Source organism: Desulfobacterales bacterium, from assembly GCA_029211065.1.
Taxonomy (GTDB): domain Bacteria; phylum Desulfobacterota; class Desulfobacteria; order Desulfobacterales; family JARGFK01; genus JARGFK01.
In genome coordinates this window covers 1-25,961 of record JARGFK010000021.1, presented here as the reverse complement: position 1 = coordinate 25,961, position 25,961 = coordinate 1, and the positions used below count along the sequence as shown (strand labels likewise).

Here is a 25,961-nt window from a genome sequence, read left to right as displayed (position 1 = left end):
CTTTATTGGGATCTCATTCACTTATTGAAATCTCAAACACCAAAGTCCAAACATCAAATGGTTCGACTGTCTCACCGCCCTGAGTCGGTCGAAGGGCAAATTAAAATGACCAAAATTCGAAAATCCAAAAAATGTTTTGTTCTGGAAAGTTTTGGTCATTGAATATTGATGCTCTTGTAAAAAGTCGAAAATGCGCCTCTTTCGTCATTCCCGCGAAGGCGGGAATCCAGGAAATTCAGACGGTTCTGGATGCCGGATCAAGTCCGGCATGACAATTGGAGTATTTTTTACGAGTTCATCAATATTGAGATTTTTTTGTAATTTGATGCTTGAATTTTGTATTTTTAAATAAGAGGATCCAAGGTAAAGCCGCTTAATTCTTACTTGGCCTTGAAAACACGGTTTTCTCTGCTGAAAAGGTATACGCCATATGGAAAAAATCAAGGAATTCATCGTTGAAAATGACCGGTTTGCAAAGCTTGCCGGTATTGAACTGCTGGAAGTCGCTGAGGGAACCGCCAGCGCCAGAATGAAAATTACCCGCGGGCATCTGAATGGTGTCAATACCGTCCACGGGGGCGCGATTTTTACCCTGGCCGACCTGGCCTTTGCGGCAGCTTCAAATTCCCATGGAACCGTGGCGGTCGCCATCAACGTCAGCATCGCTTACATCAAGGCCCTCGGCCGGGGAACTCTCTTTGCCAGGGCCAGGGAAGTTTCCCGCAATCCCAAGCTGGCCCTGTACCTGGTGGATATCACCGATGAGGGCGGCGACCTGGTGGCGACCTTTCAGGGAATGGTTTACCGCAAAAAGGAAAAACTGCTGGAAGTAAACCCGCAGTAGTGCAGTGGCCTAAATCATTTGTCATGACAGATTGAAGAACCCTGCAGTCCCGCCCCGGCTGGACGGGGAATGCCCTCGCTGTTGCGGTTCAAGAAGAACATTATCCCTTCCGTCAACCCGATATCACCTTTTTTTACAAACAGAACATATCATGAAAATTTTGCCTGGATCCGGGATGGATTTAGACTTGATTTTCAGTATGACTCACGATAAGTGAATCAGGATTAGTATTTCTAATTTCCCCAAACATATCCCCTGTACACGGGTTTACGGATGATCTTAAAAAACAACCGGTTGCGTCTGGTTCAACCGGCAACGCGAAGGAGATTTTATGCCAAAAAGAGAGGATATCCACAAGGTTCTTATCATCGGCTCCGGCCCCATCATCATCGGCCAGGCTTGTGAATTCGATTATTCCGGCACCCAGGCCTGCAAGGCGCTGCGGTCCCTCGGCTATGAAATCGTACTGGTCAATTCCAACCCGGCAACCATAATGACGGACCCCGGCATGGCGGATGCAACCTATATCGAACCCCTGAATGTGACCGTATTAACGGAAATTATCGCAACGGAGCGTCCGGACGCGCTGCTGCCGAACCTGGGCGGACAGACCGGCCTGAATCTTTCTTCCGAGCTGTACCGCAGCGGTGTTTTAGAAAAATACGGCGTCAAGGTCATCGGCGTCAATATCGACGCCATCGAACGCGGTGAAGACCGCCTGGCTTTCAAAAAAACCATGACCCGGCTGGGCATTGACATGCCCCGCAGCGAGATTGTCACCACGGTGGAAGCTGCTGAAAGTGAGGCTGAAAAACTCGGCTACCCCGTTGTCATCCGGCCGGCGTATACCATGGGCGGCACCGGCGGCGGACTCGTCTACAATGTTGAAGAGCTCCGCACGGTTGCGACGCGCGGACTGGCGGTCAGCCTCGTGCACCAGGTGCTGGTGGAAGAATCGGTCCTGGGATGGGAAGAGCTGGAGCTGGAGGTGGTGCGCGACGCCAAAAACCAGATGATCACCGTCTGCTTTATCGAAAATGTCGATGCCATGGGAATTCACACCGGCGATTCCTTCTGTACGGCGCCGATGCTGACCATTGCCAAAGACCTGCAGCAGCGCCTGCAGCAGTATTCCTATGCAATTGTGGAAGCCATCGAAGTCATCGGCGGCACCAATATCCAGTTCGCCCATGACCCCAAATCCGGACGGGTCGTCGTCATCGAGATCAACCCGCGCACCTCGCGATCATCCGCACTGGCTTCAAAGGCCACCGGATTTCCCATCGCACTTGTTTCATCGCTCCTGGCCGGCGGACTGACCATGGATGAAATCCCCTACTGGCGCGACGGCACCCTTGAAAAATACACACCCTCAGGGGAATATGTCGTGGTTAAATTCGCCCGCTGGGCCTTTGAAAAATTCAAAGGCATTGAAGACAAGCTCGGCACTCAGATGCGGGCGGTGGGCGAAGTCATGAGCATCGGCAAAAATTACAAGGAAGCGCTGCAAAAAGCCATCCGTTCGCTGGAATCGAGCCGCTATGGTTTGGGCTTTGCCAAGGATTTCAACAAAAAATCGGCCGAAGAATTGCTGCAGATGCTGAGAACGCCCACCAGCGAGCGCCAGTTTATCATGTATGAAGCGCTGCGCAAGGGGATTGATATTGAAACCCTTTATGAAACAACCCACATTAAGCCCTGGTTCCTCCGGCAGATGAAGGAGCTGGTGGAACTTGAAGAATCCATTCTCGCATACAAGGGCAAAAAGCTCCCGGACGATCTGTTGATCCAGGCCAAAAAAGACGGTTTTGCCGACCGCTATCTGGCCGAACGGCTGAACATACCCGAAAAAGATATCCGCACCCGGCGAATTTCCCTGGGGATCACCGAATCATGGGAACCGGTCCCTGTCAGCGGCGTCGAAAATGCCGCCTATTACTATTCCAGCTATAATGCCCCCGACAGCGTACCGGTAAGCGATCGGAAAAAAATCATGGTCTTGGGGGGCGGCCCCAACCGCATCGGCCAGGGCATTGAATTTGATTATTGCTGTGTCCACGCCGCCTTTGCCATCCGTGATGCCGGTTACGAATCCATCATGGTCAACTGCAATCCTGAAACCGTTTCAACCGACTACGACACTTCCGATAAGCTCTATTTCGAACCGCTGACGGTTGAAGACGTTCTGAGCATCTACCAGAAGGAAAATCCCGAAGGCGTCATTGTGCAGTTCGGCGGCCAGACGCCGCTGAATATTGCCGGTGAGCTGGCTGAAGCCGGCGTCCGCATCATCGGCACGACGCCGGAAACCATCGACCTTGCTGAAGACCGCGACCGTTTTCGCAAGGTCATGCGCAAACTGGGCATTCCCCAGCCTGAATCCGGCATGGCCGCCAATTTAACAGAAGCCCTGGAAATAGCGAAAAAGATCGGCTATCCGTTGATGGTCCGCCCCTCCTATGTCCTGGGCGGACGCGCCATGGAAGTGGTGCTGGACGACGACATGCTGTCCCGCTATATGGAGGCCGTCGTCAATGTGTCGCCCCAGCGGCCGATCCTGATCGACAAGTTCCTTGAAAACGCCATCGAGGCCGAAGCCGACGCAATTGCCGACGGAACCGACGCCTTTGTCCCGGCCGTGATGGAACACATTGAACTGGCGGGTGTTCATTCCGGCGATTCGGCCTGCGTGATCCCGCCGGTGAGCATTTCCCGTAAGCATATTGAAACCATTCAGGAATATACCCGAAAAATCGCCATTGAACTCAATGTCGTCGGTCTGATGAATATCCAGTATGCCATTGCCAGCGATACGGTTTATATCCTGGAGGCCAATCCCCGGGCATCCCGCACCGTGCCCATTGTGTCCAAGGTCTGCAATATCCCCATGGCCAATCTGGCGACCCGCATCATGCTGGGCCAGAAGCTTGCCGACTTGAAGTTAACCCACCGCCCCATACCGCATTTCGGGGTAAAAGAGGCGGTGTTTCCCTTCAACATGTTTCCGGAAGTCGATCCGCTCCTGGGCCCTGAAATGCGCTCCACCGGCGAGGTGTTGGGCATGGCGGATTCTTTCGGACTGGCGTATTTCAAATCCCAGGAGGCTACCCAGCTTTCCCTGCCCCTCGAGGGAAGCGTCCTGATTACCGTTGCAGACCGGGATAAGCCCAGCGCCCTCGAGCCGGCCCGGCTTTTCAGGGATATGGGTTTTAAGATCCTTACCACCAAGGGAACCTTTGAGTTTTTGAAAGCCAACGGGATTGAAACCGAGTTGATCCGCAAACTGGGGTATGGCCGGCCGGACATTGTCGACGCTATTAAAAACAATGAAATCAAACTGGTGATCAACACCCCCAGCGGCAAGGAAAGCCAGGAGGATGATTCCTACATCCGCAAGGCGGCCATCAAGTACAAGGTGTCCCATATCACCACCACCGCTGCCGCCCTGGCGGCCGCCAAGGGGATTGCCGCCCGCAAGGAAGGCAAATCCAACGTCAAGTCGCTCCAGCGTTATCATGCGGACATTAAATAAAAGGGTGCGCTTTTCTTAATGAGCGGCCTTCGGCCTTGCGGGAAGAGGAGGGATAGGAACAGTAAGCAGTAAGCAGCAGTAGGCAAAAAGCAAGGGGCTATATGCAAGTTAAACGGCTGTCGGCAGGTAATCGGCACGGGTGCCACCCTTAGTCTCTTGTCCGGCGCAAGGCACACAGCGCACGGAGAAAACAGGTATATAGGTAAAAGTCAAAGGCTAATGTTACCGCCTGTGCTTACTGCTTACTGTCTACTGCTTACTGTCTACTGCCTACTGTTTACTGCCTACTGTCTTTATGGGGGATATTTATTGGGATAAAAGCCTGTCCGTTCAATGATGGACTGCATTCCGGCGCCGACTTTCTTTTAACAGCAACGATGGTCCTATCGGCGGCTATGCCGGAAAGGCGATAGGACGACAGCGCCACCGCCAACCGGTCCCTGTCTACATCCGACTGCAACACGGCGACTTCCGCCTGCGCCTCAGCCGGCACGCCTTTCAAAGAGAGCATCACGCCGTCTTCAGTCAGCAGGGGCAGGGCCAGCTTTACAAACTCCGTCAGGGTGGACAGCGCCCGGGTTATGACCACGTCAAAGGGGGTTTCCGAAGAGAACTGTTCGGCCCGGACCTGATGCGCCCGGATGTTTTGGAGCCCAAGGGTCCGGATGACGTGTTTTTGAAAGCTTACCTTTTTACGGACGGCATCGATGAGGGTCACTTTCAGGTCCGGCCTCACGATTTTAAGGGGGATCCCGGGAAAACCGGCCCCGGAGCCGATGTCCAGCAGGGAAGCGCCCGGGGGTATCAGCGCAGCCGGGGCAATCGAATCCAGAAAATGTTTGATCGCCAGCGCTTCCGCATCCGTGATGGCCGTTAGATTGATTTTCCGGTTCCATCTGATCAACTCTTCGGCGTACCGAACAAACTGATCCAGCTGCTGGAGTTCCACATCGATTTCCAGGGACTCAGCGCCCGTCTGAATGATCTTTTTCCATGAAGGGGATCCGATTTTCATAAAGCTGCAACCCCTGACTATGAAACGCCGGTACCGCTGCCCTTCCCGGCCGGATCGGCTTCATCTTTCTTTTCTTCAAAGTTCATGGTGATCAACACCTCGTTCCCGCCGCCGGAGGATGATTTCGCCTGGGGATATCTCTTTTTGAATATGTGCAGCATGGATTGATTCTCCCGCAAAACCGTTGCCCTGAAGCGCTTGTATTTGTTTTCTCTGGCGATTTTTTCCAGGACTTCAAGCAAATAGGAAGCAACTCCCATCTTTTGAAAATCCTCCCGCACCACAAATGCAACCTCGGCGCTGTCTTCGTCTTCCATGGCATAAGAACCGATGGCAACGATTTCCTTGTAGCCGCCTTTTTGGATCAGACCGATAATGGTCATATTTTTACGGTAATCGACACTGGCCCATTGTTTCTGAACCACCTCATGGGAAAATATTTTCATCTTGCAGAAAAACCGGTAATAAATGGTCTTTTCCTGGAGCGAATAAAAAAAGTTTCGATAGGCAAACTCGTCCGACGGAAAAGGCGGCCGGAACTCAACGGTTTTTCCGTTCTCTAATTCCAGCGTGCTTTTATAAGCCTCCAGAAAAAGGAGGTCGTCTTCCGAAGGCGGCAGCTGGTCCCCGAATATATAATGGCGTTTTTTAGCCACATCAATCAGCTTCTGGCGAAATTTTGGATGCGCGATCTGGGCCAGTTCCACCACGCGTTGATAGATGGTTTTACCTTTCAGTTCGGCAATACCGTATTCGGTGATAACAAAGTTGACGTCCCCCCGGGTGGTGGCCACGCCGGCGCCCTCGCTCAGGTGTGAAACTATCCGGGAAACCTTTCCGTTGTCAGCCGTTGACGGCAGCGCGACGATGGAAAAACCACCCTTGGACATGGCGCTGCCCCGCAGGAAATCGACCTGGTCGCCGATACCGCTGTAAAACAGGTATCCCATGGAATCCGAGCAGACCTGCCCGGTTAAATCGACCTCGAGGGCCGAACTGATGGATATGAGGTTGTCGTTTCGCGCAATTTGAAGCGGATCATTTACAAATTCAGATGATCGAAAATAAAAGATGGGATTGTCATCAACATAACGGTACAGATCCTCCGAACCCATGCACAAAGACGCCACAATCCTTCCCGGAAGCAGTGATTTTTTCTTGTTGGTGATTACCCCCTTTTCGATCAGAGGCACCATGCCGTCGGTAACCAGCTGGGTGTGAATCCCCAGGTCCTTCTTTTTGTCAAGATATTGCAAAATGGCATTGGGCAGGTTGCCGAAGCCGATCTGCAAGGTGGCGCCGTCATCAATGAGTTGAGAGACAAAATGACCGATCCGCATGGTTACCAGATTGTCCTTTACGGTCGGCAACGATTCCACCAGCGGTTCCTCGTGGTCCACCAGATAATCAATTTCGTTCACATGTACGAAGCTGTCGCCCCAGGTTCGCGGCATTTTAGGATTGAGCTGGGCAATAACCATCCCGGCATTTTCCATACCGGAAAGGGTGATATCCACTGACACGCCCAGGCTGCAGTAACCAAACCTGTCCGGCGGGCTGACCTGGATCAGCGCCACATCCAGGCCGATCCGATGGCTTGAAAACAGACGCGGTATCTGTGAAAGATAGGCCGGCACATAGTCAATTTTACCTTCAAATGCGGCTTTGCGCATACTGTTGCTGATAAAAAAAAGCTTTACCGAAAAGCGACGATGAAAGGATTCCTGATCGATATAATTGGACAAAGTTGAAGAAAGCATCTGATACACCATGATGTCCTGCATGTTCATGTCTCCCACCATGGTCCGGATCAAGTGCTGGGGTTCTCCGCAACCGGTTCCGATAAAAACGCGGCTGCCGCGTTTGATCTTGGAAACCGCCTTTGCAGCGCTGACCACCTTCTGGCGACAATTCTCCTGCAGCCAGTCCTTGTAATCCATGTAATTCCTCCTGAAAAATAGGTAATATTATGAGGCCTATATCTCCCAATTAAAGCCCGTAGTCAAGAGATCAATTTTCATGCACGCCTCAGGTAACAATTGACCCGCCCACGGTTGACTGTTAATATAACCAAAATGCACGCTGTCCGTTGCTGGTTGTCCGTTGTCCGTAGCAATTGATATAAAATCAAATTGTTGAATCATTATCTTCAAGCAGAACCTTAGCGGCTGGGCAGAAAATTTCAACTGACAACGAACCACAAACAACCGCCAAGCGCCGGAACATTTATCCGCGGTCAGAAGCGATAGGCTGCATTTGAGCACATGAATATGAAAACCAAATATAAAAATCCTTTTATTACGGTTGACATAATCATCGAAATCGACCGAAAAATTGTTTTGATCCAAAGAGCCAATCCCCCGCCGGGCTGGGCCCTGCCGGGAGGTTTTGTCGATTACGGCGAGCCGCTGGAACATTCCGCAATCCGCGAGGCCCGGGAGGAAACTTCACTGGATGTTGAGCTGGTGGAACAGTTTCATACCTATTCAGACCCCCGGCGCGACCCGCGCCACCACAGCATTTCCACCGTTTTTATTGCCACGGCTTCCGGGGTCCCCAGGGCAGGTGACGACGCCGGCGCCCTGGGCCTTTTCACAGAGAAAACCCTGCCGAAGCCCCTGGTTTTCGACCATGCCGGAATCATCAGCGACTACTTTCGATATAAAAATGGAATCGCAAAAAACGAGGTCTTCCGATTCCGGAAAACATGATAAGGTGTGGACATGAGGTCTTCCAAACCCCAAAAAGTGCTTAAATCTTTCAGCGATTTAAAAATTCTTCTGAAAAACCGTTCCGTTCCCCCGCCGGATGCCCCGGCAACTGCCGGCCGGCCGGCTTTAATTCAACCTTGTGTTCAAAGCGAACATGAGCTGTTCCGCTCGGCCATGTCAGACGTCACCCCTATCCTGCGCCGAAATCGCACCCCAAAACCTGTAAATACGTCGCGGCCGAAAGCATCCCCCTGTAATCCCGATAGGGATGCGCTGATTCAGTTAAAAAACCTTGTCTGCCGGGGGGATGGTTTTGTCATATCCGATACACCTGAATACATAGAAGGAACCGGATACAGGGTCCCGGAGCTGATGACCCGGCGTCTCCATCGGGGTGATTTTTCGATCCAGGCATTCATCGATTTGCACGGACTCAGCGTTGCCGCCGCCAAAGACGCCTTTGAATCCTTTATGACCACCGCCGTTAAAATGGGGAAAAGGGCGGTCCTGGTGATCCATGGCAGAGGCCTCTCGTCACCGGCGGAGCCGGTTTTGAAAACCCGGGTTTACGACTGGCTGACCCGCGGCCGCTGGCGCAACCGGGTCATTGCCTTCTCCAGCGCCAGGGCCTGTGACGGCGGCGCCGGCGCCACCTATGTGCTGCTGCGCCAGCGCCCGCTGACCAAGCGGTGGCGTAAAAAAAAGGATCATCTCCAAATCAGTTGATGATCCTGAGAGGGGTCAAGGGAAATGCTTAGAAATGATATGTATGTAAAGATTCAGAGAGATATCGAAGCAATTGGACGGGTGCTGGAATACTGATAAAATTACTAAAACCAAACCCCTGAACCCTGGAATCCTTGAACCCTTATAGGATCACCAAGCTTTATCGAGGTGATCCCAAATAATTTTTTGATTGGAATAAGGCCTTTGACGACATCCACCAAAGATATCGATACGATTGTGCTGGGAGCAGGTATTATCGGCGTCAACACGGCCTACTGGCTTTCCCGCCAGGGGCAGTCCGTTGTGGTGATCGACCGACAGCCCGGCCCCGGCCTGGAAACTTCATTTGCAAACGGCGGGCAAATCTCCGTCAGTCACGCCGAGCCCTGGGCCAATCCGTCGGCGCCTGTGAAAGTCCTGAAATGGCTGACCCGGAAAGACGCGCCGCTGCTGTACCGCCCCCGGCTGGATCCTTACCAGTGGTGGTGGCTGCTGCAGTGGCTGCTGGAATGCCTGCCGCACCGGACCCACCGCAATATTGCGCAAATCGTCAACCTGGCCACCTATTCCCGGACCCAGTTACAGGAAGTCCGCAAGCGCGAAGGGATCCAGTACGATCAGCGCACGCTGGGAATCCTCCATTTTTACCGGGATCTGCGGGAATTTGAAAACGCCGTTGAGGTGGCTGAATTCATGCAGCGATACGGCTGCCACCGGCAGGTGGTGGGCACCCGTCGCATCCTGGAAATCGAACCGGCCCTGACCTATTCCGCCGGCGATATTGTCGGCGGAACTTACACCGACCGGGATGAAAGCGGTGACGCCCGCATATTTACGGTTGAACTGGCCAAGGTATGCCGCCGCAGGGGCGTCGCGTTTTTATACCGCACCGAACTGGTCGGTTTCGAGTATGACAAGGGGGCTCGCACCATTTCCGGCGTTAACCTCAGGGACAGCGCATCAGGCCGCACGAAACGCTACCGGAGCAGAAATTATGTCGTGGCCCTGGGATCTTACAGCGCACCGCTCTTGAGAAAAATCGGTATTTATCTCAATATTTATCCGGCCAAAGGGTATTCCATTACCGTTTCCACCGCAGGTGCGTACGGTGCTCCCCGGGTCAGTCTGACCGACGACCAGTACAAACTGGTCTACTCCCGTCTGGGCGACCGGCTGCGGGTTGCCGGCACGGCGGAATTGAGCGGCTACAGCACCGCCTTAAATCCGGTTCGCTGCCGGGCGATTGTTGAAAACGCCCGGGGTGTCATCCCGGCAGCCGGGGACTATGACCGGGCCGTATTCTGGACCGGTCTGCGTCCGGCTACCCCCTCGAATGTTCCCTACATCGGCCGCAGCGATTATCTGAATCTGTGGTTAAACACCGGGCACGGCACGCTGGGATTGACCATGGGCTGCGGCAGCGGCAGAATTCTATCCGAACAAATTACAGGTAAAAGGTGAAAAGATGAAACGGTTGATGGATATCGGTTTTATCGGACTAGGGAACATGGGGCGTCCCATGGCCGCCCGGCTGGCTGAGGCGGGTTTTAACCTGACGGTATTTGATGTGAATCCCCGGGTACTGAAATCGTTCAGCAGGCAATATCACGCCAGACCGGCTGCCGACGCCGGCGAAGCCGGCCGCAACAACCAGGCGGTGATTACCATGCTTCCCGACGGCGATACGGTCCGTCGGGTGGTTCTGGAAGAAGACCGTCGCGGAACACCGTCGCTTCTATTATCGATGCCACAGAAGGCGGTGCTCATCGACATGAGTTCTTCTTCCCCAGCGGAACCCGCGACCTCGGCCGCATCCTGGCGAAACAGGGTATTGCCATGATCGACGCGCCGGTTTCAGGCGGCGTGGGCCGGGCAAAATCCGGCACGCTGGCAATCATGGCCGGCGGCCAAAAGACCCAGATCACCCGCTGCCGCCCGCTGTTGCAGACAATGGGAGACCGGATTTTTCAAACGGGTCAACTGGGCTCCGGCCATGCCATGAAGGTGCTGAACAATCTGGTTTCAGCCGCCGGTTTGATTGCTGCGGCTGAAGCACTGATTGTCGGCCGCCGCTTTAACCTCGACCCCGCCGTCATGATCGATGTGCTGAACAGCTCAACCGGCCGCAACAACAGTACTGAGAATAAGTTCAAGCAATTCATTCTGTCGCGCTCGTTCGATTCGGGGTTTTCACTGGACCTCATGCTCAAAGACCTGAGTACGGCCGTCCAGATGGCCCGGGAGAGCCGTACGCCCGCCCTGTTCAGCAGTCTCTGCCGGGAACTGTGGGCGGCCGCCCGATCCTCATTGCCGGAAGGCTCCGATCATACGGCTGTGGTCTGCTGGCAGGAAGAAGTCGCCGGGGAAAAACTTGTTTGAGATAGCGTCTATAGCAGTTGCCAACAAGACGTTCCGATTCAGCCGGCGGCTGGCGTAGCAGATATATGGAGATCATTCAACTGGAACATATTTGTGACAACCAGTCTAAATAAACCTGCCGGCCAGCCAGTAAAGCATCATCCCCACAACGACTGTTGAGCCCAGCGATTTCGTTTTCAGGGCGAACAAAAAAGTGGGCACGGCCACCAGCAGTTCCGGCCGGAGCAGAGACATTTGGCGCGGTTCAGCGCTCAACAGAAGCGCCGGCAGCAGCAAGGCGCTGAGAATGGCTGCCGGGATCAGATCGAGCCATTCGATCATCCTGTCCGGCAGGCGGCGGGACGTCAGAAAAAAAAGGGGCGCCCAGCGGGGCACATAGGTAACAAGCCCCATGGCAAAGACCAGAAGGATATAATCACTTGCCGGCATCACGACTGAGCTCCCTTTCTGCCCAGATAGACAGCCAGCGTCGCCGCTATAATCGATGCCAAGACAACATATGAATTCCCCGGGAGCACCAGGGCCAGCAGGACTGCTATGCCGCCTGAAAGCACCGCCGTTATCACATATTTTTTCCCCCGCAATTGAAATACCAGCAGGCAGATGAACATACTGTTCAGGGCATAGTCGATGCCGAGGGCACGCTCCGGTATCAGTTCCCCCCCGTACCCGCCCATCAGGGTGCTCGCCACCCAGGCTATATTTGCGATGTGATTGACCGTCAGCGCCCGCTTTACATCCCAGCCGCCCTGCCGGAAACGGAACAGGTTTACGGCAAAACTTTCATCCGTAACGCCATAGGCAAACAGGGACAGCCGTTTTTTGGAGGTCTGTCCCATATACATCGCCAGGGAGGAGCTCATCAGAAAGTGCCTCAGGTTCACCGTAAAGGCCGTCAGGATAATCGCAAGGGGTGCGGCGCCGGCCGCAAGCATGGATAACGCGATGAATTGGGAGCTTCCGGCAAAGACAAACAGGGACATCATCCCGATGGCAAATGGGTGCAAACCGGCTTTCTGGGCCAGCACCCCGAAGGCCAGGCCGATGGGTATATATCCCAGACAAATCGGCCAGGCTGCCAACGCGCCGTCTTTCAGCACCCGACCGATAGGAACTTTGGTTTTATTTGGAATGATTACCATTTGTTACAGCAGATATCATCCCTGTTTTTGCAAACGCTTGAGACCTTCAACAGTGAACGCCGACGAGCGGCAATAGCGGATGATCTCCTGTTCTTTTTCCTCTATTTTTTTTACCGCCCCGGGGATTTCAGGGACAACTTCGCCCGGGACCCGCGTCACCCCGTGCTGGTCTCCATGGATAATATCCCCGGTTTTGATGGTCAGTCCGCCGATGGTAACCGGCTTGCCGACATCAACCAGGTGAACATAGGCGTGGGAAGGGATGGCCCTCTTTGCAAACAGTTGGAACTTCATGGCACGAACCTCGTCCAGGTCCCTGACGCCACCGTTGGTTACGGTACCGATGCACCCCAGTGATTTATGGATGTTGGTCTGGACCTCGCCCCAGAAAGCCCCCAGGCAGTCCGGTGAATCAATATCCTCAATAACGACGATGCGGGGTTCCGGGAGGGTCTGCAGCAGATTCATCAGCTCGTATCGCAGCGCCGCCTGATCCGACGTCGGCGGGCTGGCGGCGCTGGCCCGGGCTGTTGCGGCATAGCCGACCATGACCCCCAGCTCCGGAAAGAATGGATGAATATCCTCTTTTATGAATCCTTCGGTTCTACGCTGGAGATTAAACGTTTCGATGGCGTTACAAACCGATGGCGTTGAATTTTTTTTAAGCGCTTCCAACTCCTTTGGGCTTAGGGTCACAAACTCAGGCATAATCCTCTCCTTTAATTTTATCGGTCGGCCTGATTTTTCCCTTCCATCCGGCTATTGCGAAATCAGGGCATAACCGCCGTTCATATGGGTTTTAATGCGAAATCATCCTTTAACCCCTGGACCGGATGGCGTCAAGACAAAACCGTATCGTATCATTAACCCTGTTGGAAAAATCCCAAAGTTTTTTCTTTGACAGACCGGCGCCTTTTCCCTATAATCATTCCATATCACTTCCCAAATCGCCTGATCGCATAAAGAAACTGCAACGACGCGTTTTAGCATGTTCTTCAATATCCATACGCTGTTGAATACTCTCTGAACGCAACTTTGTGACCATTGTCTCTGCCGCCAACCTACATTATAAAAGGAGGAAATGGCTATGAGAGTCTTACTTAAACGTATCATTTGCACCACCGATTTTTCCGATTTGTCCAATCGCGCCATCCCATTTGCAATCTCCCTTGCAAAGGAATTCAACACCAAGCTCTATTTCTGCCATGTCATCGGCCTGCCGTCCACAGCGATTTACGGAGAGATCCTGCTGGACCCCGCCGAGCAGCAGGACAAGGCGGTCCGCTATGTCCAGGAACAGCTCGGCAGCCTCATCGGTCCGCAGCAGGTGGAATGGGAAGCACTCATTGCAACGGGACATACCGCAGATGAAATTTCACGCCTGGCCGCGACGAAATCGGCCGACCTGGTTATTGCCGCAACCCACGGCCGCTCCGGACTGAAACGCTTTCTGCTGGGATCTGTTACCGAGAGGCTCATGCGCATCCTACCCTGTCCGCTGCTGATTATACCGGACCCGGCGTCGAATGCCCGCGCTGTTGTCGACAGGCCCCTCAGGTTTAAGCGCATCTTAATCGGCTGTGATTTTTCACCGGATGCGGCGCTGGCATTTCAACACGGCCTCAGTCTGGCCCAGGAATTCCAGTCCGAGCTTTATCTGGTCCATGTCATTGAAAAACCGGCCTATCCGATCCCGGCAACCAAGCCGACAGAAACCAAAGAGGATTCTCAACCGCCCATGCAGCAGCATCTAAAGGAAAAACTGGCCGCCCTGATTCCCCCCGAAGCCCTGAACTGGTGCTCACCCAATATGGTGCTGCTGGAGGGGCAGCCCGATGAAGAATTGACCCGCTACGCCGTATCCCAGGATATCGATCTGATTGTGCTGGGTGTTCGCGGACAAGGTCTGGTGGAAAAACTATTTGTGGGATCAACGACCGACCGGGTGGTCCGCAGAGCACCCTGCCCGGTTCTCTCGGTCTGTAAAAAGGCGCAAAACCCGACTTAGCATAAATTTTCCTAAATACGTCAACGTATTTGGAAAATTTATATTATTTAAATATTAAAAATTCTCCCTGCCGGTTTGGAGAATAACCCCGGGTCGTAAAATCAAACACACCCGATAGCCTCTAAACAAATGGCCCGTAAATTTTTTATCCTGTCAGGCATTTTGCTGGGACTCCCTTTGCTGGGTGTCGTTCTGGCCGGTCATCCCATCGGCCGGTATCTGGAGTTCCCCCCCCGGTCCCGTTATGTCCTGCATGCCCCTTTTTCCTGGACGGTTTGGGGGGGGTACGGGTTGTTTGTCTTTGCGGTGCTCTATCCCCTGGTGCGCAGAGCCGTTCGCGCCAAAAATTGGCTGGAGGCACCCTCAACCCAACGATACCCGTTTCCCTGGTGGGGATGGCTGGGTCTTTTTTCCGGCCTCCTTTTCTGGGTGCTGGCATGGACCCGTTTCCATTGGTTTGGGCTTTTTCAACCCCATACGTTTACCCCCCTGTGGCTGTCTTTTATCCTGGTCATCAACGCCCTTTCATCCAGACGCAGGGGAAGCTGTCTGATCACGGAACACCGGGGATATTTTTTATTGCTGTTCCCGGCCAGTGCTGTTTTCTGGTGGTTTTTTGAATACTTGAACCGCTTTGTGCAAAACTGGCATTATGTCGGCGTCCGCTACGGCCCCGGCGAATACTTTTTGTATGCGACCCTTTCCTTTTCAACGGTTTTGCCGGCGGTCATGAGTGTACGCGAATACCTTTTGACATATTCATGGCTTCATAAAGGGTTTGAAAAATATATCCCCACGGGTCTCTTCGAATCCCCAAAGATTGCCTGCATTTTCCTGCTGATTGCCGGCGTCGGACTGGCGCTGACCGGTGTTTGGCCCGATCACCTTTTCTCGCTGCTGTGGTCGGCGCCGCTGATGGTTCTTGTTTCCCTGCAGGTACTTACAGGAGAGTCCCATGTGCTGGAAGGATTAACGTCAGGTGATTGGCGTTTGATCATTTCATCCGCCCTGGCCGCGCTGGTCTGCGGGCTGTTCTGGGAAATGTGGAATTTTTACAGCCTGGCAAAGTGGCAGTACAGCATCCCCTATGTGGATCGCTTCCGGGTATTCGAAATGCCGGCTCTGGGATACGCCGGCTACCTGCCTTTCGGCCTCCAATGTACGGCGGTTTCCGAACTCCTCGCCTCCTTGTGCCGGCTGAAACCGGACGAAACGTGACAGGCTGCCGAAGGCTTCCTTATTGTATTTTAGTTGGCGCGCCCGGCAAGATTCGAACTTGCGGCCTACGGATTCGTAGTCCGGCACTCTATCCAACTGAGCTACGGGCGCGTATGCAACGGTTTTAAATAATTTTTGATCTTTTCATAAGCCAAGACTGCCGCTATGTCAATGATAATTTCCCTTGGGAAAGCCTCCGGGAGCGCCAATGTTTACCCAAGGGAAATTAATATTGATAAAATCAAAAACCATACTATACTGCCCCCATGAATGGGCAGCATGAAAAACGGATGCGGCTGGCGCTGCAGGAGGCTGAAAGGGCTGGACAAAAAGGCGAAATTCCGATAGGGGCATTACTCGTTGACGAAAGCGGCAAGGTTCTATCCGCAGCCCATAATCAAACCATCGACCTGGCCGATCCCACCGCCCATGCCGAAATTCTGGTCATGCGGGCGGCAGCCCGGGCTGTGGGGAATTATCGTTTGTTAAATACAACCCTGTATGTTACGATTGAACCTTGTATCATGTGCATGGGTGCGATGGTACATGCCAGAGTGGCAACCCTGGTTTTCGGCGCCGCCGACCCGAAATGGGGAGGCGCCGGATCATTATATGATCTGGCCGCCGACAGCCGTTTGAATCATCGGCTGCAGATCGTATCCGGCATCTGTGAACCTGGCTGCAGGGCGCTGCTGCAGGCTTTTTTTCGGGCAAAACGAAAAGGCGCAGAAGGAGTATTACGTGCATAATATTATTATCGTTGGAACCCAATGGGGAGACGAGGGTAAAGGTAAAATTGTGGACCTGCTGGCTGAATATGCCGATATGGTGGTACGGTTCCAGGGCGGCAACAATGCCGGGCATACCATGGTGGTAAACGGCAAGCAGTTTATCAGCCACTTGATCCCCTCCGGCATTCTGCAAAAAAAAATATGCCTTATCGGAAACGGCATGGTAGTGGACCCGGCCGTACTGGTTGAGGAAAGCGACTATCTGAACCGCAACGGGATTGCGGTCGGTCCGGACACGCTTCGCATCAGTGAAAAGGTCCACCTGATCATGCCATACCACCAGGCCATCGACCGTGCCCGGGAGAAATTTAAAGGCAACAAAAAAATCGGGACGACCGGCCGGGGCATCGGCCCGGCCTATGAGGACAAAGCCACCCGCAGGGGCATCCGGTTTGTCGATTTGCTGGACAAGGATGTACTCAAAGAAAAAGTCCATGACATCATTGCCGAAAAAAATTTCTACCTTGAAAAATTCCTGTCGGCCCAAACCCTGAACGCCGATGAAATTATCGATCAATACGGTGAATACGCAAAACGGTTTGACCCGCATGTCACCGATATTTCGGTTGAATTAAATGAGGCCATCCGCGCCAATAAAAAAATTCTGTTTGAGGGCGCCCAGGGAACCCATCTGGATATTGACCACGGCACCTACCCGTTTGTAACATCATCCAATACGGTGGCGGGAAATGCCTGTTGCGGCGCCGGCGTAGGTCCCCGGGCAATCACCGATGTCATCGGAATCGTCAAGGCCTATACCACCCGTGTCGGCCAGGGTCCTTTCCCCACCGAACTTTTGGATGAAACCGGCGACAAGATCCAGAAAAAAGGGGCGGAATTCGGGGCCACCACCGGAAGGCGCCGCCGCTGCGGCTGGCTGGACGCCGTGATGCTGCGCAACGCCGTACGGCTGAACGGTTTGACCGCCCAGGTCATAACGAAACTGGATGTATTGGGCGGTCTTGAAACGATCAATATCTGCACCGGCTACGAATATAACGGAAAGGTCCTGAACAATTTTCCGGTCAGCTTAAACGTTCTGGCTCAGTGCAACCCCATTTACGAAACCATGCCCGGCTGGCAGGAGGACATTTCTTCAGTGCGCGACTCCCGCGACCTGCCGGAAAACGTTGTCAATTACCTTCAGCGCATCGAAGAAATTACCAAAACACCGATTCAAATGATATCCGTAGGGCCGGGCCGGGAAGAAACGATCGTCCTGAAAAATCCTTTTCATTAAACGCAATGGTTTGTTCGATGAAGAGGAGTATTTTTCATTGACAATTCAGGCATACTAACATAAGAACTCAAAAAAAAAGTCGGGACGTGGCTCAGTCTGGTAGAGCACAGCGTTCGGGACGCTGGGGTCGCTGGTTCAAATCCAGTCGTCCCGACCACTCAACTTTCTGTTTTAAAACATGTTTTTCTTTATCCCCCTGACAGGTGTGACCAATTGTCAGGGGTTTTCCTTTTCAAATCATCGTAGGCTTCCATGAATTTACCGCCCGCCCGGTCGCTTTTCTAGTGCTCGTAGATCATCTTGAACGAGCTCTGAGACAGAGAACAGGTCCTTTATTGAAAATCTATTGCGGTAGCGCGCGTTTCACCTGTTGTTCAATAAACTACTCAGATGGAATGATTACTTGACCGCGAGAGGTGAAAGAAATGCCTTGCTGTCTTTGTGTGCCAATCATTACAGATTCAATAATAGGCGGATTAACGAATCTATCGGATTCCCATTTAACAATAAAATTAGCTCCCGATCCGCCGGTTTTATCTGTTTCCGGTACGATATAACGCAAAAATTCCAAGCGCTTTAGGATTGTTTTCTTATTAATTGTAGGTGACAAAAATTCGTTGCGAATCGCTATTGTTTAACAAAGACTGTAATTAAAAGATATTGAATATTTATGGTGGTTTAGAGGACTGGTTTGAGATGATTCAGGACTATTACCACTAGGGGTCAGATTTCTAAGATAGGAATTTGATATTTTTTAAAAATAGCATCATGGGTCACTACCATGAGCCCTTCCAGTTTAGCCTGGGCGATTAGGATTCTATCAAAGGGATCACTGTGATGTTTCGGAAGGTCCCCGACTGCATAGGCGTGATAGGGTGTAATTGACAACATTTCAAAACCCTGCCGTTTAATCACGTCAAAAAAATCCGGCGCTATCTTCAACTTGCCCAATGCTTGTTTAATGCGAATCTCCCAAATAACGGCAGCGCCGATGATTATCAAATTATCAATGTCAGCGATAGCGTTTCGTGCCTGCTCTGGCAGTAACGGGCTGTCATCAAGCCACCATAAAAGGATGTGAGTGTCCAGAAACAGATTCATTTCTTCTCCATTCCAAATACTTGTGCAATATCATCAGGTAATGAATCAAAATCATCAGCGATTTTGATCTTTCCTTTCAACGCACCGGGGTGTCTCGGTTGCCTGTTATTTTCATACCGGATCAGCTTAGCGACGGGTTTGCCGGCTTTCCCAATAATGACATCCTCGCCCGCCAAAACTTTTTCTATCAACGCGGACAACTGGGCCTTTGCCTCTGAAATATTGGTTATCTGCATAATGGACACCTCCTTTCCATGCGCATAGTCTGACCAGACCAGACCATTTTGTCAAGTATTTTTAAAAGCAAAATAATAAAAGGGCCTGTTTTTTTTAGTTCTCAAACAGGCCCTTTTTCCTTCCACTTTAAAAACTACCAGCGCACCCGAACCTCCTGAATCGTCTGGGGCGTACCTTCCTGGATGGTATAGGTGATGCCGTCGGCCTTGATGGCTGTTCCCACCGGCGGAACCTCCCGTGCCCTCTCCAGCAGAAACCCGGCCAGGGTCACATATTTTCCCTTGGGGATATCAATATGCAGCTTTTCCTCAAGGGTGTCGATTTCGATACGGGCGCTGACAATATAATCCCGGTCGGCCACCTTTCGAACCCATTGCTGCGACCCTTCTTTAGAGTCGTATTCATCTTCCATTTCCTCAACCACTTCTTCCATGACATCTTCTATGGTAACGAGCCCCTCGGCGCCGCCATATTCGTCCACCACGACGGCCACCGTATCACCGTCCTGGCGCAAGTCCAGCAACAGTTCCCGGATGCTTTTTGATCCGGGCACATACCGCACCGGCCGGATGTAAGGCGTAATGGACTGGGCCGGGTCCACCCCCAGCAGTTCCAGGGTGTTCAGGACGCCGACAACCCGATCCACGCGATCCTCATAAACCGGCAGGCGTACATGCGCGTTCTCCGCCGCCACCCGTATCGCCTCCCCGCAGGTGGCCTTCTGGTCAATGGCAACCACATCAATGAGCGGCAGCATCACGGAGTCGGCGGTTGTCTCTGAAAAGCTGAAGATCCGGTTGATCATGTCCTTTTCCACATGCTGGATGTCGCTGTCTTTGGCCGGCATCTGCAGCATGGTGATCATTTCTTCACGCAAGGTAAATGGATTCTGGCCCCGGCCGCCGAAAATGCGGTTGCCGATACGTGTCAGCATACTGAAGAAGATCAAAATGGGGGAAAAAACATAGGAGGCGATTCGTAAAAAAAACACCACCCGGGGGGTAAGCGTATCGGCGCGGTGCTGAAAAACACTTTTGGGAACAATTTCACCGAATATCCAGATCAGGGGTGCCGCCACGACAATGGCGACCCAGCTGTTTTGTTCACCGAAAAGGGAGATCGCCAGTGCTGTGGCCATGGTTGTATTCGCCACCACAGCGACATTGGTTCCCACCAGTGTGGTGGAAAGCAGCCACTCGGGCTTCTTCAGCATCTTCAAGGCCAGCCGGGCGCCCCGGGACCCTTTGGCGGCGTCATGGCGCAGTTTCATCTGATCGGCGCTGATCAGGGCAATTTCCGATCCGGAAAAAAAACCTTCCAGCAGCAGACAGACCAGCATGGTAATCAGTGTCCAAACCCAGTCCATCGTTTATCGTTTTTCCTTATTCTTTTGTTTCGGAAACGGCCGTTTCCGTATCTTCTAATTCCAGATGCAATTCCTTGACCCGGTTTTCTTCCACCTCCACCACCTTGAACTTGAGGCTATTGATGACGATAACGGTGCCCTCGGATGGCAGCTCTCCATATTCGTTCAACAGCAGCCCCCCGATGGTTTCGGCCGACTCCTCGTCCAAATTGCTGTTGATCCGCTCGTTCAAATCCGAAATAGGCATAGCGCCGTCGATGCGATAGCGTCCCTTTTCGAGTTCCTTGATATATTCATGCGGGCTGATATCCGAAGGGCTGTGGATATCCCCGAAGATGCATTCCAGCAGATCCTCCATGGTGACCAGTCCGGTCACACCGCCGTATTCATCCACCGTCAAGGCGCATGACATCCGGCGCTCGCGAAACGTATTAAAGAGTTCGGCGGCCTGCTTGGATTCCGGCACAAAATACGGTTCCCGCAACAGGTCAATGAATTCTTGCGACTCCGCCGACAATTTTTCAAGATCCGCACCCAGCAGATCCCGTGCATATAAAATTCCCACGATATTATCGCGGTGCTCACGGTAAATGGGCACCTTGGTATGCCGCGTTCGGCGCAGTTCTTCAACTTTTTCATAGATGCTGCTCTTGAGGGGCAGAAAGAAGATGTCCGACCGCGGCGTCATCACATCTTCAAGCGTTTTGTTGCCGAAGTCAAAAATGTGATCAATGAACTGGGCCTCGGTGCGGTCAAGAGCGCCCTCTCCGACGGCATCGTGGGCCAGGACTCGCACCATATCTTCCGTAACGATATTTCCGCGGGAGCGCTCTTTTCCGATAATGAAAGTGATGGATACATCCGCAATCGTCCGGATCATCCATCGCAGGGGCTTAACGATCAGGGCGAAAAATTCAATGGGACGGCACTCAAAAGCGGCAAAGGCAATATTATTGCGGATCGCCAGCGTTTTTGGCGTCACCTCGCCCACCAGCAGCAGGATCGGCACCATCACAAGCAGGTTTAGCCACTCGCTCCCGGCGCCCATCAACCGGATAATGATGGTTGCCGAAATGACCGATGCAGCCACATTGGCCAGTTCATTTCCGATCAGAATGGTCATGATCAGTCGCCGCGGACGGGTCAGCAGCCCTTCGATCAGACCGACCCGGGGATGCCCCTTGCGACGCATTTGTTCCAACTGGACGCTGCTGAGGGAAAAAAGGGCGGTCTCTGAACTGGAAAAAAACGCGGAGAGTGCCATCAAAATGGCAAACAGGACAAGTTCAATCCAGAATGTGTAATCCATCACGCCTCACCCCTGCTGATGAAAAATGCCACCCTGCATGGCCGGCGAATGGATGGACCGGCCATCAGCATACTGTGAGGAATATCAGGATCAGATATGTTCGGCATAACTCCCAAAAAAACAATGTTCAAATTCTTGATTTCTTGATTAATACTACGGTTCTTGTCTGAATGCAAGTCTATAGTCGTTTTTAACAATGCGGTTCGGTTTCAACCGCATGTTTTGACAAACCCATCCCAAAAACGGTATGATGCAAAAAATGATTAAGGTCACCCCCAACATTACAATCAGCGAGGATGAAATACAGATTCAGTTCATGCGGGCATCCGGACCCGGCGGGCAGCATGTAAACAAAACATCCACGGCCGTACAATTGCGTTTTGACATTAAGAATTCATTGTCACTGCCCGATGTCATTCGCGAACGCCTCTTGCAGCTTCCGGACAGGCGGATTACCGCAGACGGCGTATTGGTCATCACCGCCCGGCGATTTCGTTCCCAGGACCAGAACCGCCAGGATGCCGTCCAGCGCCTGGTGGATCTCGTCTCTAAATCAGCCCAAAAACCCAGACGGCGCCGCAAAACAAAACCGTCACGGGCTTCGATAAAGCGCCGGCTGGAACATAAACGGCGCCAAGGGACCAAAAAAGGGATGCGGCGCCGGGTCACCAAAACCGACGATTCGCTTTAATTTTGCTTCAGGGTTATCCAGGAAAATCCCGCAACGACTTAAACGCAACAGCCTGCTAAGGCTTCTGGGGGCTCACCAGCAACTTTTGCCCGGGTTGAATCGCCGCGCCGGGTTTCAGGTTGTTCAGACGGAGCAATTCATCCAATTTTATATTATAGCGCAGGCTGATCCGATAGAGATTTTCCCCCGCCTGAACCACATGGTGAGTTGCCTTGCGCGCATCAGCCGTTCCCGGAGCTGTCTGGTCCGGTTGAGATTTAGCCGGCAGCGGCGCAGCCGTCTTCTGGGGCTTTACCGTAGCCATCCGCTTCGATAGACTATCAATCTCTTTCGTGAATACCGCTTCAAGGCCATCGATTCTTCTGGTCAGTTCTGCAATGGTTTTCTCCTGCTGCGCCGCAATGTTTGCCGCTCCGGCAAAGGGCTCAAGACTTGAAAGCCTGTCCTCCAGCGCTTTGACTCTGGGCTCCAGCAAATTGACCTGCTGAACGTTGGAATTCCCCCCGGAGCCGTAAATCAGCCAGATTATCAAAACCACCAGTATCAGGATCCCGCCGCCCACAAGCATGACCGGCATCTTCTTTCCCTGCAAAGAATTTTGACCTGAATGGTAAATACCGTTGTCCTTTTTAATTGAAAACGATTTGCCGTCTTTAGGGTCATCACCGGTCTCGGCATCCAACTCAACGGTGTCGTTTGAATCTTTCCATTTCATGGGTATACCTCCAGAGAAAAATCGAAAAATTTAGTGGGTTGTTTCCAATCATCGTTTAAAGAGTAACAAGCATAAATCAAAAATGCATACAACATCAAGCAATATCATCATGGTGCTTTAACGGTTCCCTTTGCGTTTCAACAAACCGGTCAAATGCCTGCCAGAACAGGCCGCGGACCTGATCGGTTTCTTTTAACACTTCGTGCCGGGCCTGGGGGATAATCCGGATACGACCGAACGGCAGGCGCTCACAAATCTGTTCCTGGGATTTTAAGGAAACAACCCGGTCGCAATCGGCGCCGACAATCAGGACCGGCGTCCGAATCGCTTCCGGGTATCCGGTCCCCTTGAGGATATCGATGGATTCCAATGTCGCCTTAAGCCACCCGTAGGTCACGCCGCCCAGTGCCAGGTCCGGGTTTGCATGAATCGCTCTTTGTTCGTCCGTAAAGCGCCGGGGATCGGATGTGAGCCGGTTGCCGTTGAAATTCTGATCGACTGCCCGATAATCCCCGGAGCCTTGGACATACGCCTTGTCCATGCCGGCGGAAACGGCAAACCGGGCGAAAACCCGGATCAGGAGCACTTTGAAGGGGGACAAGGCAATATCAATCATGGGTGCGGTGAGTATGGCTTTTGCGACGCAATCCGGATGGTCGTGCAAATACCGCAGCGCAATGTGTCCGCCCATGGAGTGGGCCAGAATGATGCAGGGTAAAACCGCCCGGGGCTGTATTACCTCTCTGAAAAACCGGTTCAGGTCTTCCAGATAATCGTCATAGGAACGCACGTAGCCTTTATGCCGGTTCGGCAGCTGACGGCCGGACAGTCCCTGCCCGCGCCAGTCCATGGCATAAACGTCAAAATTGCGCCCGTTCAGTTCGGCAATGGTCTCGGTATATTTTTCGATAAATTCCCGCCGCCCGCCCAGCAGAATGAGGCTCCCCGCTTTTTGTTCAGACCGGCACAGCCGGACGGCATAACGGATAGACAGATCATCGTAAGTTTTGAAAAAAGAAAACGGTGGCGTCATATTACATTCAAAATTAGGGTCTCAACTTGACAAAATTATACCGCCGCCCTATTAACAGGGAATCATTTTCCATCTGCCGACCAAATTTTTCCGGCGGCGGCCGACGGTTCCATATTTCAAATATTATCAGTAATGTCAATAGATTATTTTATGACCATGAAACATACACACCATTTTATCGAATCATACGACGGGCTGGTGGGCTTCGGATTCAACCGGGAAACAGACGAGAAGACGGTATGCTATTATCTGCAAAAGTTTTCCGATGACGCCCTGATGGAAAAACTGATAAAGAAATTGTCTGATGAGGAGCTCCAGGAGTTGTTCGATGGTATGACGCGGCTGCTGAAGAAACATCTGTCCGACGACGAATATCACCGTTTGTTTTTAAAGGACGGGTAAAAAAAGGCACAGGGCTCGCGGCGCAGGGCAAAGGGCGAAGAAAGATAAAATTTTAGGCCCGGGCTTAGAAAGAGAATGACTACTAAACGGCGCAAGGTTAAGGGCTTACGGCTCAAGAAAGAGTGAATGAGCTTTTTCCGTGCGCCCTGAGCCCTGTGCCTTGCGCCAGGTTCTTAAGGGAGGCATCCGTCATGTTCACTGAAAAACAGTTGGATCGATATGCTGAAGTTCTCTTGTGGGGGCTTAAAAAAGCCCGCAGCCGACGCTTTAAAAAGAACGATATTATCCTTATCCGTTATCATCGGCCGGCCTTACGACTGGCGGAAATCCTGTATGCCAAAATCCTTGCCATGGGGATGCAGCCCCTGCAGCGCATGATTCCAACGCCGGTAATGGAGAAAGATTTTTTCACGCTTTCCAACCCCCGCCAGTTGATATTCCAGGCCCCCGGGGACAAAACGCTTTTTCAAAACCTGAACGGCAGCATTTTTCTGCATGCCCCCGAATCCATTACCCACCTGAAGGATATTGATCCCAAAAAAATCGGCAAGTTCACCGTTGCCGCAAAATATCTCCGCGACATTCTGAACAAAAGAGAGGAAGCCGGAGATTTCAGCTGGACCCTGTGCACATTTCCCACCCCGGAACTGGCCAGGCATGCCGGCCTTTCCCCGGCGGACTATACCGGCCAGATCGTTTCCGCCTGTTTTCTCAACCGGACATCACCGCTGGACCAGTGGGACAACATTTATAAAACTGCCCTGAGAATTAAAAAATGGCTGAATGGAATGAGGGTGGACGCCTATCACATCGAAGCAGAAGACACCGATTTGATCGTTACCCCCGGTAAAAACCGTAAATGGATCGGCATATCCGGTCATAACATCCCCAGTTTTGAATTGTTTTTATCCCCTGACTGGCGCGGGACCCAGGGGGTCTACTATGCCAATCAGCCCTCCTTTCGCAGCGGCAATTATGTCGAGGGGGTTCGACTGGAATTTAATAAAGGGGCGGTGGTGGACGCAACGGCCCGGGAGGGAGAACGGTTTCTCAAATCACAGCTTGCCATGGACAAGGGCGCCAACAAAGCTGGGGAATTCTCCCTGACCGACCGGCGGTTTTCACGGATAAACCGTTTCATGGCCAATACGCTTTTTGATGAAAATTACGGCGGAAAACACGGCAATTGCCATTTGGCCCTGGGTTCTTCCTATTCGGACAGCTACACCGGCGACCCCGGGCGACTGACAACCGCGGCCAAGAAAAAACTCGGCTTTAACGATTCGGCCCTGCACTGGGATATAGTGAACACCACAAAAAAACGGGTTACCGCCCGACTCACTTCCGGCAAAAAAACCGTCATTTATGAAAATGGCATTTTCTTATTATAACCCGGGGGGTTAGGTGCCATGTGATTGTTGATTTGTGATTGTTGATTTGTGATTGTTGATTTGTGATTGTTGATTTGTGATTGTTGATTTGTGATTGTTGATTTGTGATT

Annotated in this window: 26 protein-coding genes and 2 tRNA genes; 15 read left to right on the top strand and 13 right to left on the bottom strand. The window is 52.3% G+C overall.

Translation table 11 applies throughout. From position 1 onward, the window contains the following. The first annotated feature begins 430 nt into the window (after positions 1 to 430). Both P1P89_06670 and carB read left to right on the top strand, forming a co-directional pair. Positions 431 to 844, top strand: a complete 414-nt coding sequence (locus tag P1P89_06670; GenBank protein MDF1591180.1) for a hotdog fold thioesterase — start codon at positions 431 to 433, stop codon at positions 842 to 844. A 331-nt stretch (positions 845 to 1,175) separates the two neighbouring features. After that, positions 1,176 to 4,376 (top strand): carbamoyl-phosphate synthase large subunit, encoded by a 3,201-nt coding sequence (gene carB / locus P1P89_06665; GenBank protein MDF1591179.1) that lies wholly within the window; start codon positions 1,176 to 1,178, stop codon positions 4,374 to 4,376. Positions 4,377 to 4,653: 277 nt separating this feature from the next. Here carB and rsmG read toward each other — a convergent pair whose 3' ends face one another. Next, entirely contained in the window at positions 4,654 to 5,391 is a 738-nt protein-coding gene (gene rsmG / locus P1P89_06660) for a 16S rRNA (guanine(527)-N(7))-methyltransferase RsmG (protein ID MDF1591178.1), read from the bottom strand. A 17-nt stretch (positions 5,392 to 5,408) separates the two neighbouring features. Then, complete coding sequence (locus P1P89_06655) at positions 5,409 to 7,331, bottom strand: GNAT family N-acetyltransferase (GenBank protein ID MDF1591177.1); 1,923 nt, start codon at positions 7,329 to 7,331, stop codon at positions 5,409 to 5,411. 330 nt (positions 7,332 to 7,661) lie between these two features. Here P1P89_06655 and P1P89_06650 point away from each other — a divergent pair, with 330 nt between their 5' ends. From P1P89_06650 to P1P89_06630, 5 genes are all read left to right on the top strand, one after another. Beyond that, entirely contained in the window at positions 7,662 to 8,102 is a 441-nt protein-coding gene (locus tag P1P89_06650) for an NUDIX hydrolase (GenBank protein MDF1591176.1), read from the top strand. Positions 8,103 to 8,114: 12 nt separating this feature from the next. Beyond that, positions 8,115 to 8,828 carry a Smr/MutS family protein gene (locus tag P1P89_06645; protein MDF1591175.1) on the top strand — a complete coding sequence of 238 codons (714 nt, stop codon included), beginning with the start codon at positions 8,115 to 8,117 and terminating at the stop codon, positions 8,826 to 8,828. A gap of 204 nt (positions 8,829 to 9,032) precedes the next feature. Then, complete coding sequence (locus P1P89_06640; GenBank protein ID MDF1591174.1) at positions 9,033 to 10,289, top strand: D-amino acid dehydrogenase; 1,257 nt, start codon at positions 9,033 to 9,035, stop codon at positions 10,287 to 10,289. 4 nt (positions 10,290 to 10,293) lie between these two features. Beyond that, positions 10,294 to 10,668, top strand: a complete 375-nt coding sequence (locus P1P89_06635) for an NAD(P)-binding domain-containing protein (protein MDF1591173.1) — start codon at positions 10,294 to 10,296, stop codon at positions 10,666 to 10,668. Beyond that, positions 10,665 to 11,207, top strand: a complete 543-nt coding sequence (locus P1P89_06630; protein ID MDF1591172.1) for an NAD(P)-dependent oxidoreductase — start codon at positions 10,665 to 10,667, stop codon at positions 11,205 to 11,207. The genes P1P89_06635 and P1P89_06630 overlap by 4 nt, the downstream gene beginning before the upstream one ends. A 105-nt stretch (positions 11,208 to 11,312) precedes the next feature. On the opposite strand, the gene P1P89_06625 is transcribed toward P1P89_06630, so the two are convergent. The 3 genes from P1P89_06625 to P1P89_06615 are packed head-to-tail and all read right to left on the bottom strand — an operon-like array spanning position 11,313 to position 13,057. Next, complete coding sequence (locus P1P89_06625) at positions 11,313 to 11,636, bottom strand: AzlD domain-containing protein (protein ID MDF1591171.1); 324 nt, start codon at positions 11,634 to 11,636, stop codon at positions 11,313 to 11,315. After that, positions 11,636 to 12,349 (bottom strand): AzlC family ABC transporter permease, encoded by a 714-nt coding sequence (locus tag P1P89_06620; GenBank protein MDF1591170.1) that lies wholly within the window; start codon positions 12,347 to 12,349, stop codon positions 11,636 to 11,638. The genes P1P89_06625 and P1P89_06620 overlap by 1 nt, the downstream gene beginning before the upstream one ends. A gap of 15 nt (positions 12,350 to 12,364) precedes the next feature. Beyond that, positions 12,365 to 13,057 carry an RraA family protein gene (locus tag P1P89_06615; GenBank protein ID MDF1591169.1) on the bottom strand — a complete coding sequence of 231 codons (693 nt, stop codon included), beginning with the start codon at positions 13,055 to 13,057 and terminating at the stop codon, positions 12,365 to 12,367. Between the two features lie 379 nt (positions 13,058 to 13,436). Between P1P89_06615 and P1P89_06610 the strand changes: the two genes are divergently transcribed. Beyond that, entirely contained in the window at positions 13,437 to 14,357 is a 921-nt protein-coding gene (locus P1P89_06610; protein MDF1591168.1) for a universal stress protein, read from the top strand. 129 nt (positions 14,358 to 14,486) lie between these two features. Beyond that, positions 14,487 to 15,575 carry a hypothetical protein gene (locus tag P1P89_06605; protein ID MDF1591167.1) on the top strand — a complete coding sequence of 363 codons (1,089 nt, stop codon included), beginning with the start codon at positions 14,487 to 14,489 and terminating at the stop codon, positions 15,573 to 15,575. A 34-nt stretch (positions 15,576 to 15,609) separates the two neighbouring features. Here P1P89_06605 and P1P89_06600 read toward each other — a convergent pair. Further along, a tRNA-Arg gene (locus tag P1P89_06600) sits at positions 15,610 to 15,686 on the bottom strand. A gap of 155 nt (positions 15,687 to 15,841) precedes the next feature. On the opposite strand from P1P89_06600, the gene tadA reads away from it, so the two are divergent. From tadA to P1P89_06585, 3 genes are all read left to right on the top strand, one after another. After that, positions 15,842 to 16,324 (top strand): tRNA adenosine(34) deaminase TadA, encoded by a 483-nt coding sequence (gene tadA / locus P1P89_06595; GenBank protein ID MDF1591166.1) that lies wholly within the window; start codon positions 15,842 to 15,844, stop codon positions 16,322 to 16,324. Then, the gene (locus P1P89_06590; protein ID MDF1591165.1) at positions 16,317 to 17,606 is read left to right on the top strand and encodes an adenylosuccinate synthase; all 1,290 of its coding nucleotides are present in this window, start codon (positions 16,317 to 16,319) and stop codon (positions 17,604 to 17,606) included. The genes tadA and P1P89_06590 overlap by 8 nt, the downstream gene beginning before the upstream one ends. An 80-nt stretch (positions 17,607 to 17,686) precedes the next feature. Continuing rightward, positions 17,687 to 17,763 (top strand) — tRNA-Pro (locus P1P89_06585). Between the two features lie 225 nt (positions 17,764 to 17,988). On the opposite strand, the gene P1P89_06580 is transcribed toward P1P89_06585, so the two are convergent. From P1P89_06580 to P1P89_06560, 5 genes are all read right to left on the bottom strand, one after another. Continuing rightward, positions 17,989 to 18,216 carry a DUF3124 domain-containing protein gene (locus tag P1P89_06580; GenBank protein ID MDF1591164.1) on the bottom strand — a complete coding sequence of 76 codons (228 nt, stop codon included), beginning with the start codon at positions 18,214 to 18,216 and terminating at the stop codon, positions 17,989 to 17,991. 113 nt (positions 18,217 to 18,329) lie between these two features. Then, positions 18,330 to 18,707, bottom strand: coding sequence for a type II toxin-antitoxin system VapC family toxin (locus P1P89_06575; GenBank protein MDF1591163.1), 378 nt, complete (start codon positions 18,705 to 18,707; stop codon positions 18,330 to 18,332). After that, the gene (locus P1P89_06570) at positions 18,704 to 18,943 is read right to left on the bottom strand and encodes a type II toxin-antitoxin system prevent-host-death family antitoxin (GenBank protein ID MDF1591162.1); all 240 of its coding nucleotides are present in this window, start codon (positions 18,941 to 18,943) and stop codon (positions 18,704 to 18,706) included. Before P1P89_06570 ends, P1P89_06575 begins: the two co-directional genes overlap by 4 nt. A 134-nt stretch (positions 18,944 to 19,077) precedes the next feature. Further along, complete coding sequence (locus P1P89_06565; protein ID MDF1591161.1) at positions 19,078 to 20,310, bottom strand: hemolysin family protein; 1,233 nt, start codon at positions 20,308 to 20,310, stop codon at positions 19,078 to 19,080. Positions 20,311 to 20,326: 16 nt separating this feature from the next. Next, positions 20,327 to 21,619: a hemolysin family protein gene (locus tag P1P89_06560; GenBank protein MDF1591160.1), complete on the bottom strand. Its 1,293-nt coding sequence runs from the start codon at positions 21,617 to 21,619 to the stop codon at positions 20,327 to 20,329. A gap of 259 nt (positions 21,620 to 21,878) precedes the next feature. Between P1P89_06560 and arfB the strand changes: the two genes are divergently transcribed. Beyond that, on the top strand, positions 21,879 to 22,310 hold the full coding sequence (arfB, locus tag P1P89_06555; protein ID MDF1591159.1) for an alternative ribosome rescue aminoacyl-tRNA hydrolase ArfB: 432 nt from the start codon (positions 21,879 to 21,881) through the stop codon (positions 22,308 to 22,310). Between the two features lie 55 nt (positions 22,311 to 22,365). On the opposite strand, the gene P1P89_06550 is transcribed toward arfB, so the two are convergent. Together P1P89_06550 and P1P89_06545 are read right to left on the bottom strand one after the other, a co-directional pair. After that, a complete protein-coding gene (locus P1P89_06550) occupies positions 22,366 to 23,025 on the bottom strand; it encodes a LysM peptidoglycan-binding domain-containing protein (GenBank protein ID MDF1591158.1) in 660 nt (219 codons plus the stop codon). 94 nt (positions 23,026 to 23,119) lie between these two features. Continuing rightward, positions 23,120 to 24,058 carry an alpha/beta hydrolase gene (locus P1P89_06545; GenBank protein ID MDF1591157.1) on the bottom strand — a complete coding sequence of 313 codons (939 nt, stop codon included), beginning with the start codon at positions 24,056 to 24,058 and terminating at the stop codon, positions 23,120 to 23,122. 150 nt (positions 24,059 to 24,208) lie between these two features. On the opposite strand from P1P89_06545, the gene P1P89_06540 reads away from it, so the two are divergent. After that, positions 24,209 to 24,460: a cytoplasmic protein gene (locus P1P89_06540; protein ID MDF1591156.1), complete on the top strand. Its 252-nt coding sequence runs from the start codon at positions 24,209 to 24,211 to the stop codon at positions 24,458 to 24,460. A gap of 191 nt (positions 24,461 to 24,651) precedes the next feature. Then, positions 24,652 to 25,851, top strand: coding sequence for an aminopeptidase (locus P1P89_06535; protein MDF1591155.1), 1,200 nt, complete (start codon positions 24,652 to 24,654; stop codon positions 25,849 to 25,851). Positions 25,852 to 25,961: the final 110 nt, after the last annotated feature.